6 protein-coding genes are annotated in these 10739 nt (G+C 61.6%); 2 read left to right on the top strand and 4 right to left on the bottom strand.

All coding sequences use genetic code 11. The features are described 5' to 3' along the window. Window positions 1-91: 91 nt before the first annotated feature. Both VIE67_RS00565 and VIE67_RS00560 read right to left on the bottom strand, forming a co-directional pair. A complete protein-coding gene (locus VIE67_RS00565; RefSeq protein WP_332022270.1) occupies window positions 92-757 on the bottom strand; it encodes a TIGR02466 family protein in 666 nt (221 codons plus the stop codon). Between the two features lie 145 nt (window positions 758-902). Further along, entirely contained in the window at window positions 903-3386 is a 2484-nt protein-coding gene (locus VIE67_RS00560) for an ATP-binding protein (protein WP_332022269.1), read from the bottom strand. A 174-nt stretch (window positions 3387-3560) separates the two neighbouring features. Here VIE67_RS00560 and VIE67_RS00555 point away from each other — a divergent pair, with 174 nt between their 5' ends. Next, on the top strand, window positions 3561-4184 hold the full coding sequence (locus tag VIE67_RS00555) for a hypothetical protein (RefSeq protein WP_332022268.1): 624 nt from the start codon (window positions 3561-3563) through the stop codon (window positions 4182-4184). A gap of 114 nt (window positions 4185-4298) precedes the next feature. After that, window positions 4299-6458 carry an IPTL-CTERM sorting domain-containing protein gene (locus VIE67_RS00550; protein WP_332022267.1) on the top strand — a complete coding sequence of 720 codons (2160 nt, stop codon included), beginning with the start codon at window positions 4299-4301 and terminating at the stop codon, window positions 6456-6458. A 91-nt stretch (window positions 6459-6549) separates the two neighbouring features. Here VIE67_RS00550 and VIE67_RS00545 read toward each other — a convergent pair whose 3' ends face one another. Both VIE67_RS00545 and VIE67_RS00540 read right to left on the bottom strand, forming a co-directional pair. After that, window positions 6550-8706 (bottom strand): glycoside hydrolase family 36 protein, encoded by a 2157-nt coding sequence (locus tag VIE67_RS00545; RefSeq protein ID WP_332022266.1) that lies wholly within the window; start codon window positions 8704-8706, stop codon window positions 6550-6552. Between the two features lie 26 nt (window positions 8707-8732). After that, the gene (locus tag VIE67_RS00540) at window positions 8733-10625 is read right to left on the bottom strand and encodes an ABC transporter ATP-binding protein (RefSeq protein ID WP_332022279.1); all 1893 of its coding nucleotides are present in this window, start codon (window positions 10623-10625) and stop codon (window positions 8733-8735) included. Window positions 10626-10739 lie beyond the last annotated feature (114 nt).

Genomic DNA, 10739 nt, shown 5'->3' with positions numbered 1-10739 from the left:
CATTGCAAGCAAAAGTTTTGCATAGAAAAACGCCGATGACGAGGTTAGTCCGCGGCAGATCCCGGCCGAGCCTCGGTGTTGCGCACTGCGCCTACTTGTCCAGCGCATTGAAGGCGATCGTGATGCGTGGTTCATCGCTGTTGTGCGGCTCCACGTAGTGTTCCATCCAGCACGGGAACAGCACCAGCAGGCCGGCATCAGGCGTGAGCTGAATATCGCTGTAGCCATTGGGCACCGCGCCTTTGACGTAGCCGTGAACCACACCCGGGCGCGGGTCGCGGAACACGAACTTGCCCGAGCCCGAAGGCACCTTCAGGTAAAAACTGCCCGACAGCAGAGACCCTTCATGCACATGCAGGAAGTTGAAGCCGCCGCGGTCGTGCAGATTGATCCACGATTGCAGATGAAACGCGATATCGCCCACGCCCATTTCGCGCAAGGCGCCGACGCACGCCGCGCGCACGGCTTGCTGCACCGGGGCGAAGACGGGTTGCTCGAGCACCGCCATGTCTTCGCTGTTCCAGCCCTGGCGGTTGGTTCGGCCGGCCGGCTTGGGACTGGCCGCGCGCAGAGCCAGCACGGCTGCGATCCATTGTTCCAGATGCGGGGCCAGCGCCGGCAGCTGAACTTGCCAGATGCGGGTCGGGAATAGATCGAAGGACTTCAGTGCCGGCACTGCTGCCGATGGCGGCGTTGAAAACGGCACCTGCCCCGCATCGCCCGGCCCCTTGAAGGTGAAAGTGAAATTTCCGGCCATCCATCGTTTCCCTGGCTGGGCATGCAAGGGGAATCCCGATCTGCCCTGTCGCCTCAATATTGCGCGCGAGCCGGTCGGACCTGCAAGGTCTTAGCGATCAAATCGAATCGAGCTGCGCAGATGAGGCGCCCGCGCGTGTCTCGCGTCAGCCTTGATTGTCCCGGACCGGCGCATGGCTGTCGCCTTGGCCTTCGTTGAGCCAAACTCGCGCCTCACCCAGCGCCGCTTCCAGCGAGAGTTCACGTCCACGCTCGTAGGCGAAGTCGTAAGCCTCGGATCCGAGTACCGCGCGGGGCTTCGAACTCAGCGATGCGAGTATCGGATCGTCAAACGACGTCCGCACTCCTCCCACCTTGTCCACCGCCGCGTCCGACGCACCCTGAAAGCGCGCCGCGGCAAACCAGTTGTCCTGTGCCGCGGCGAGACGTGAGGTGGCATCGAGTGCAAAATGGCCTCGGTACAGCGTGCCCATCTCGGTGACCAGACGTATCGCGGCGGCAAGCGTTTCTCGGGCGCGATCGAGAGCGCCGCGAGCGATGGAGACACGCGCTATATTGACGAGCACGTTATGCAGGTTGTGCAGATCGTGCGCTTTTTCAAACAGCAGCAACGCCTGCTCGTATGCTTCGACGGCCGCTGGAAAGTCGCCTATCACCCTGCAGACCCCGCCCCTTGCTGTCAATGCAAAACCGATGAGACGTTCGTCGCCTGTCCGCGTCGCGATCGCGAGCTCTTCGGCGCAGCATTCGAGCGCCAGTTTGGTCTGGCCAAGCCAACCGTAAGCGAGGGAGATTCGATCAAGGCAATACACCGTCAATTCGTCGTCGGCGTGTTCACGCGCGATCGAGAGTGCTTCCAGAGTTGGATCGAGCGATTCGTGCAATCGACCAAGGACATAGTTATGTTGCCCCAGCGCATAGAGCGCCCTGCCGCGCAACATGGCGCGTGAATCGGAGCTCTTGCGAGCCAGAGCTTCTGCATAGACTCGCTGGCCGTAGACGAAGAGGCCTCGCGCCAGCCAATAGGTGCGCAGATTCACTGCGAGGTCCAGACCCTGGTTCGTGCCGTCACGCGCCCGGTCGCACCAGGCGTGTGCGGCCAGCAGGTTGGGCAACTCGATATCGATCCGCTCCAGCCACTGGCGCATGGATTCTCCGAAGAGATTCGCCTGGGCCTTCCTGGCAAACTCAAGAAAGTGCGCGACGTGACGCTCGCGGACATCGTCACCAGCGCCAGCGGCGTGGAGTCTATCCTGCGCGTAATGGCGTACCGTCTCGAGCATGCTGTAGCGCGGTCCATGTGCAACCGTGCGATCAACCAGTACCAGCGACTTGTCGATCAGGCGCCCGAGTAGCTCGACAACCTGGATCTCTTCGTCATATCCGCCGATCGCAGTCGCGGCCTCCAGGGTCCAGCCGCTCGCAAACAGCGACAAGCGCAGCAAACACTGCTGCTCGTCCGGCGTCAGGTACTCGTAGCTCGACTGCAACGTCGCGAGCAAAGTCTGGTGCCGGGAGATACTGCGCGGGCCTCCGGTCAGCAGGCGAAACCGGTCGTCGAGTTTGCCGAGAATCTGCTCGACGGAAAGCAGCTTTACGCGCGCGGCCGCGAGCTCGAGCGCCAGCGGAATGCCATCGAGTCGGCGGCAGATTTCCGCGACGGCCGCTGCGTTGCCCTCGTTCAGGTCGAACTCCGGAGCGACCTGCCGGGCGCGCTCGACGAATAGGCACACCGCTTCGATCGCGATCAAGCTGCGCGTGTCCTGATCGGGGTCTGCAGACGGCAATGCCAGCGAGCGCACGCGGACGACGCTTTCGCCCGCTATCGCCAGTGCCTCGCGGCTGGTCACTAGCACGCGCGGGCCAGCAGCAGTTCCGAGGATGCTTCCTGCTATTGCGGCACAGGCTTCCACCAGGTGCTCGCAATTGTCGAGCACCAACAAGATCTGTTTGTCGGCAAGCCGCGAGCACAGCGTCGCTTCAATCGGCTTGTCGGCTTCTTCGCGCACCCCGATCGATGTCGCCACTGCCAGCGCCACATGCCGTGGATCCGTCACGGAGGCAAGATCGACGAAACGCAATCCGTCGGGAAACGATGCCGACACGCGCTCCGCCAACTTGATCGCGAGCCGCGTCTTGCCACATCCGCCCATACCGATCAAGGTAAGCAGGCGGGTACTCTGCAGTCGGCCGGCGAGCAGAGCAAGATCGTCTTCGCGACCAACGAAGCTGGTCAGAGGCCGGGGCAGGTTGCTGCCGAGCACCGCCGGCCGCGGGATCTCGCCATCGACCCGCTCGGCGTGCAGCGCAAACCGATATCCGTGCCCTGCGACGGTCGCGATGGAATCCGGCCCAAGCGCCTTGCGCAACGCCGACACGTGGACATGCAGGTTTGCGTCTTCGACGACCCGATTTGGCCAGACGCGCTCGAGCAGTTCGTCCTTCGTGACCAGCTGACCTGCGCGGTCGATCAATACGCTGAGCAGATCGAACGCGCGCGATTCCAGCGGCACCGGTTGACCATCGGCCAGGAGGCGCCGTTCTCCGCGCTGCAGAATGAAGCGGTCGAAGTGAAAATTCGCCGTGCTTCGTCCCTCGTTCACCGTGTCGACCTGCGCGGCATATACCAAGGTTCCTTGCCCAAGGCTTGCCCGGACTTCGAACTGAGAAATTCCTTAGATGGCCTTAAGGACAACGCCGCAGGCCCAGCCGATAGTGACGAGGCGGGCGGGCAAACAGCATTCAGAAATTCGCGACCCGAATGCAAGCGTGTTCCCCAACGGCGTTCCTTCAAAGGATCTCACATGAGCACCTATCGTAACTGCAAACGAGGAGTAGCGGGGCCGATGATCGGATATGTCATGTCGTCGCTGCTGTTGGCCGCGGGGGCGTCCGCCGCTCCAGGCGGCCCCACCGGCAACGGCAATGAAAATCAGATCCAAAAGGGCAATGAAAGTCAGGTCCAAAAAGGTTTCGAGATTAGCCCAATTCCGCTTTCCCAGCTTAATATGGCGGGCAAGAATCCGGCGCTCGTCGGCATGGGAAGCTACCTCGTAAACAGCTCTGGCTGCAACGATTGCCACACGCATCCGGCGTATGCGCCAGGTGGCAATCCGTTCCAGGCACAACCGGAGCAAGTAAATGTCGGCCAGTACATGTCTGGCGGCAGGACATTTCCGCCTTCGCCCTTTGTCTCCGCGAACCTCACACCGGACGCTCTGGGCAAACCCGCTGGCCTGACGTTTGCGCAATTCCGCGAGACCTTGCGCACAGGCCACAACCCGCTTGATCCGCCCGGAGCCCTGCTTCAGATCATGCCGTGGCCGGCGTTCGGCAAAAAGACCGATGGCGATCTGCGCGCCATTTACGAATATCTCAGCGCAATTCCATCGCTCCCGGACAATCCCAACCCCAGCCCGGAGCCCTGAGCCGGCTTGCCTCATCAGGTCGCAATCTTGATACGCCACGCGGCGCCCTCGCAGGGGCGCCGCGGTTGTTTTTGATCTATCCAATTTGCCGGCAACAATCAAGGAAAGACAATCATGCGTTTTCGATCATGCTGGACGGCGATATTCGCCTTGTGCATCGCTTCGCAGTCGTTCGCGGCGACCATCACGGTCACGACCGCAGCGGATACGGCTGTTGCAAACGATGGTGTGGTGACTTTGCGCGAGGCGATTACTGCGATCAACGCAGGTTCATCGGCCGATCCCGACATCGTCGCGCAGTCACCTGGCGTCTTCGGCACCCAAGACAAGATTCAATTCAATATTCCCGGCGCCGGTGTGCACACGATCACTGCGCTGACGAGCCTGCCCACGATTACCAAGCCGGTTTCCGTCAACGGCTATTCGCAACCGGGTTCGAGCGCCAATACCAACGCGCTGAATGCGGGAATCAATGCGGTGCTGCAGATCGAGATCACTTGCCAGCCGGGTGCTGTCGGCATTTCCGTTTCGATAGTTGCGGCCGGCACCTTCACTGTGATCCGCGGGCTCAATGTGCACGGCTGCGGCGGGGACCAAATCTCGATTTCGGCCGACAACGTCGTCATTGCCGGCAATTTCATCGGCACCAATGCCGCCGGCACGGCAGCGATGCCGAATCTGGGCGGAGGGTTTGCGGTTCGCGTGAATTCCGGCAACGGTGTAGCCATCGGCGGATCCACCGCAGCGGATCGCAATCTTCTCTCGGGGAACACACAGGGTGGCGTGATTCTTCCGTTTCCAAGCACGACAGGGCATCTGATTCAGGGCAATTACATCGGGCCGGATGTCACCGGGACTCTTTCATTGGGAGCGTTCACTGGCGAGGGCCTGCGCAATATCGGCGGCGCGAATATCGTCGGTAACCTGATTTCGGGAAATACCGACGGAGGCATCGGCGCGTTCAGCGACAATACGATTCGAGGCAATTTGATAGGCACGCAGCGCGACGGCGTCAGTCCGCTTCCGAACGGCAATTTCGGCGGTATCGCGTTCGACGGTACCAAGTCGATCGTCGGTGGTGCGGGCGCGGGCGCGGGCAACGTCATTGCCTACAACCAGGGCACAGGCGTAAGCCAAAGCTTCGCTTCGTCCGACAACACGATTTCACAGAACTCGATGTTTGGAAACAGCACCGAAGGGATTTGCTTGAATAGCGCGGGGTGTCTCCCGAAATTGAACACGGCGGGCGGCGCGCACAATTATCCGGTCGTGACTACGGCGTCGATCAGCGCGGGCAGCGCAGCCATCGCCGGCACATTCAACAGCGTCGCGGCCAGCGCTTACGTTCTTGAATTCTTCAGCAACGTCAGTTGCCACGCAGTCGGCTATGGCGAGGGAAAGACGTTTATCGGCCAGACGACGGTAACCACCGACGGCGGCGGAAACGCCAGCTTTTCCCTGACATTTGCGGTTCCCGCAGGCGAATCGGTGTTCACGGCCACGGCCACCTCATCCACGGGCTTCACATCTGAATTTTCGCATTGCCTCACAGCGAGCGGCGCACCGGCACCGACGAACACGGCCGTGATGTCCTCACTCAATCCATCGACGCTCGGGCAGTCGGTGACGTTCACGGCGACCGTCTCCGGCGGCACTGCGCCGACCGGGACGGTGCAATTCAAGGACGGCGGCGCCAATCTCGGTGCGCCCGTGACCCTGGTTGGCGTATCGGCGACCTTGGCCACCAGCGCGCTGGCACTCGGCACGCATCCGATCACTGCAATCTACAGCGGCGATGCCGGCAATACGGCGAGCACCTCTCCGGCATTGAACCAAGTGGTCAACGCAGCGGCACTCATACCCACCACGACAACTGTGATTTCATCGCTCAATCCATCGATGCTCGGGCAGTCGGTGACGTTCACTGCGACCGTCTCCGGCGGCACCGTGCCGAGCGGGACGGTGCAGTTCAAGGACGGCGCCGCCAATCTCGGCGTGCCAGTGATCTTGGTTGGCGTATCGGCGACCTTGACCACCAGCACGCTGGCGCTCGGCACGCATCCGATCAGTGCCATCTACAGCGGCGATGCCGGCAATGCGGCGAGCACCTCTACGGTTCTGAATCAGGTCGTCAACCCGGTTGTGGTCGCGCCACCGCCAGTCTCGGCTCCAACACTGTCCGAGTGGGCGTTGATTGCGCTGACGCTGCTGGTTGCTCTCCTCGGGATCAGCCGATTCGATCGGCGCGTTCGCAGCTCATATCGAGTGGATTGACGAAGCGTAATTCGCCGATTGGTGCGGGCGCCAGGTTTCACCGGCGCGCACATCAACGGACAAGAGAATACGATAGGCTGGATCTACGCATTCATTGCACGGCCCCGATCAAAACCAATTCGGAGGAATTCGCCAACGGCAACGTTACGGCCACTCCCGCATCCATCAACTCGCGCCCGCTGCGAACGAAATCCGCCGAACTGCGATCTTGAAAGCGCACGCGATAGTTGCGCCGCAGCTGCAGCCCCTTGAGCACAAAAGTATAGGTTTTGACATTTTCATCAGCACCGTGAAACGCATACACGACGCCCTTGCCGCGCTTCGGGTCGAAATATTCGATGCCATCCCAACCCTTGCCGTCAGCGCGCGGGCCGACATGGTAAAGATCGGCTGTACGGATCAGCGGCCGTAGCGTCGTCTTGTATAGTTGCAGTTCCGCGAGCGCCGCGTCGTGCTGCTCGTGGCTCCAACTCGTCGTATCAAGCATCAGGGTGAACCAACCCATCATTCCGCTGCGCAGCATGTAGCGGAAATTTTCGATGCGCGGCGTCGGCCATTCCTTGACGTAGGTTTCCAGCATCGCCGATGGCAACACATGGCTCGCGTCATAAAACGCCTGACGGTTGGACAGCGGATCGTAGGAATCGATGATCGAGAAGTAATCGCCGTGCGCCGCGCTGCCGAAGTCGACCATGCGGCCACCGTCGTTGCAGATTTCGAGCAGCAGCCCTGGATGGTCGCGTTTGAGTTGCGCGTAGATCGCGTAATAGGCGCGCGTCGCGCGATAGCTCACATCGCTCGAATTCGGGCCGTCCATCCAGATGAAATCCTCGTCGCTATACCGATGCACGTCTTTGGGATCGCAGGTCGCATGCAGATGATCGCCGCGATCGCAGCCTTGGGCGACCACGTAGCCGTCGTGTTCGAGCATGTCCAGATCGTAGTCATGCACGACGCGCTCGACCTCTTTCGACACCCAGGCCTGCACCACCGGTTGGCCGATATCGACCGTGATGCCCTTGAACTCCGCCGGCCGCCAGCCGGGCGGCGGATCGGTGGTCAGCCAGTCGCGCATTGCCGGATTCTCGACACTCATGGCGCCAGGCTGTGAGCTGTTGCCGGCCTGTGCCCAGTCCACCCAGAGGCCGAATTTCAATCCGTGTTGATGCGCGTAACTCGCAATTGTCGCCAGGCCCTGCGGGAATTTTTTCGCATCCGGATACCAGTCGCCGACAGCACGGAACCAGCCCGCGTCGAGGTGAAACATCTCGAAACCCAGATCGTGCGAATCGTCGATCATGCGCCGCGCCTGCGCGGTATCGATTGCCATGCCGCTGCCCCAACTGTTGTTGGTCAACCAGGGATAGGTCGGATCGCGCACGCTGCGCGGATCGTTCAACACTTCGCGCACCCAACGCCGTAACGTATTGCCGGCGTCGTCGATGCTGCCGCGACTTGCGCCGAGGAAAATCGTCGGCGTGACGAAACTCTCGCCCGGCGCCAGACGCGTGCGAAATGGGCCCGGCTGCGGATTAAGTCCGGCGCGGCCTTGCAGGGTGTCGCCATGCCGCTGCAGGCTCAGCGCGATGCGCCCGCTGAACTCCACGCCGAGATACCAGCCGCTGGCCGAGTTGTCAGCAGGCTTCACGAGAAAATACGGAATGATCTCGCGCGGTTCGTCGCCGCGCGGATGTGCGAACGTGCTCGATTCGCCCAGCCAGCGATAGCCGTCGCCGATGTCTGCCAGATGCGTACCGACGGGCGGCGCCTTGCCCGCGCCCTTGTCGATCCACAACTGCTGCAACGATTGATTGGCCTGCGTTTTCCAATCAAAGCTGAAGCTGTCCTGCAGTGGAATCCAGACTTCATGTCCGCTGCGATTCTCAATACTAATCGTATGTTCTAGCGGGCCATGCTGCGAGCGGGCTTGCCACTCCCAAGACAAGCGCAGATCGGGGTTGTGCGTTTCGTAGACCAGGGTCAACGATGTCGCCTGTACACGAGTTGCGGCACGATCGAAACGCCAATGCAGCTCTTTAGTCGCACCATCGACTGTCGCGTGATCGACCAGTGCCTCCGCGGCCGCACTTTCCCACGCGGGGCCTGCCGGCGAGGCAAGGCGCAATATGCGCGGCGCAGATGCCTCCGCCTGCAACGTCAGCTGCGTATCCTGATTGCCGAAATCAATCTTCTGCGTTGCAGCGGCGAGCGTCGGCACAAACGCTGCGGCAAAGCACACAAGTAGCATCGCAAGAGCGCCGTCCCACCGCTTCATCACCGATACCCCGCCGCTTGCAGTTCGAACAGTTCCGCGTAGTGGCCGCTCGCCGCAACCAGCTCGGCATGCGTGCCAGATTCCTCGATGCAACCGTTGCCGAGCACGATGATGCGGTCGGCCATGCGCACGGTCGAGAAGCGATGCGAGATGATCACCGCGGTCCGGCCCGCGGCAAGCTCCTTGAAGCGCTCGAACACCTGATATTCGGCACGCGCATCGAGCGCCGCGGTCGGCTCGTCGAGGATCAGCAACTGCGCATCGCGCATGTACGCACGTGCGATCGCGATCTTCTGCCATTCGCCGCCCGACAGATCGACGCCGCTCTTGAACAGTTTGCCGAGCATCTGGTCGTAACCCTTGGGCAATTTCGCGATCACCTCATTGGCAAGACTGCGCTGCGCCGCATCGGCGATGCGCGCGTGATCGCCTCGTGCCTCGATGCGTCCGACCGCGATGTTGTCCGACGCGGTCAGGTAGTAGCGCACGAAATCCTGAAAGATCACACCGATATTCGCACGCAATTCCTCGAGCGAATACTCGCTCATGTCGCGGCCGTCGAGCAGGATGCGGCCCTCGTCCGGGTCGTAGAGGCGCGCGAGCAGCTTGACCAAGGTCGTCTTGCCAGCGCCGTTTTCGCCGACCAGGGCCAGCACTTCGCCCGCGCGCAGGGTGAAATTCAAATGGCGCACCGCCCAGCGTTCCGCACCCGGATAGCGAAAACCCACGTCCTCGAACACAATGCCGGACTGGATCGGGCGCGGGAAAACCGTCGGACTCTCCGGCGTGCGGATTTCCGGCTGGATCTGGAAGAACGAAAACAGATCGTCCAGATACAGCGCCTGACCGGCGACATTGGAAAAACCGATCAGCAGGTTTTCCAAAAGGTTGCGCAGGCGCCGGAACGAGGCGGAGAGGAAGGTCAAATCGCCGATCGTGAAATCGCCGCGCGCGGTGCGCCAAGCGATCAGCGCATACGCGGTGTAGTAACCCACGGTGCCGATCGTGGTGAACAGTCCGCCCCAACCGGCGCGGCGCAGCGCGATAAGGCGATTGGCGCGATAGATCGATTTCGACAACTCGCGATAGCGCTCGACCAGAAAACCGCTGAGGCCGAAACTCTTCACCTCCTTGGCCATCGACGCGCTCGCGCCAAGCAGGCGCAGGTAGTCGAGTTCGCGCCGCTCGGGCGTCCATTGGAAATTCACCGCATAGCTTTCCGCGTTGAAATGCAGCTCGCTGATGAAGGCCGGCACCAGCGCGACGATGAGCAGCAGGATCAGCCACGGCGCATACACGAACAGGCCGACCGCGAAGCTGACGATGGTGACGATGTCCTGCGCCTGGCCGAGCAGTTGCGACATCAACGCGCTGCGACCGGCGACCTGGCGGCGCGCGCGATCAAGGCGATCCTGCAGATCGGCGTCCTCGAAATCCTCCAGATCGAGCGAGGCCGCGTGCTCCATCAGGCGCACGCTGGTGGTGTTGGAATACAGCTCGGACAGCAGCGAATCGATCAGCGAAACGACGCGACCGAGAATATCCGAGGCGACCGCGAGCGCGAACTCCAGGCCCAGCAGCATCCACAGATGGGTCAATTCGCCGCTGGCCAGCCATTCGTGCCAATCCGCGTGATGGCCGCCGGCACGCAGCAAGTGGGTGACTTCGTCGATGATCAGCTTGCCGACATACAGGGTGAAGACCGGCAGCAGCGCGCGCGTGAAGCGCAGCACGATGGTCGCAAAACTCAGCAGCGGACTGGTGTTCCAGATGCTGCGCAGGTACGGCGGCACATTGCGCAGCGCGACGAAGCGTTCGCGCAGGGTCTGTTTGGGTGGCGGCTCGTTGTGGCCTCTCGGCGCGCCCGCAGCCGTCGTGGTGCGGCCACCCATCGAATATTGACGTGGCATCGCTACTCCTTCCAATTCCTATCCATGACTTAAAACGTAGATCACGAACCCTTCTCCCACCGGAAGAAGGTGATGCGAAGCACCGGATGAGGGAAA

Source organism: Rudaea sp., from assembly GCF_036560865.1.
Classification (GTDB): Bacteria; Pseudomonadota; Gammaproteobacteria; order Xanthomonadales; family Rhodanobacteraceae; genus Rudaea.
The sequence above is the reverse complement of the archived record's forward strand: the minus strand, read 5'-3'. Positions and strand labels throughout refer to the sequence as shown.

What these genes read in the sequence shown, in the direction of transcription:
- VIE67_RS00565 (WP_332022270.1), bottom strand. Translation starts at nt 757, where the DNA reads ATGGCCGGAAATTTCACTTTCACCTTCAAGGGGCCGGGCGATGCGGGG.
- VIE67_RS00555 (WP_332022268.1), top strand. Translation starts at nt 3,561, where the DNA reads ATGAGCACCTATCGTAACTGCAAACGAGGAGTAGCGGGGCCGATGATC.
- VIE67_RS00550 (WP_332022267.1), top strand. Translation starts at nt 4,299, where the DNA reads ATGCGTTTTCGATCATGCTGGACGGCGATATTCGCCTTGTGCATCGCT.
- VIE67_RS00545 (WP_332022266.1), bottom strand. Translation starts at nt 8,706, where the DNA reads ATGCTACTTGTGTGCTTTGCCGCAGCGTTTGTGCCGACGCTCGCCGCT.
- VIE67_RS00540 (WP_332022279.1), bottom strand. Translation starts at nt 10,625, where the DNA reads ATGGGTGGCCGCACCACGACGGCTGCGGGCGCGCCGAGAGGCCACAAC.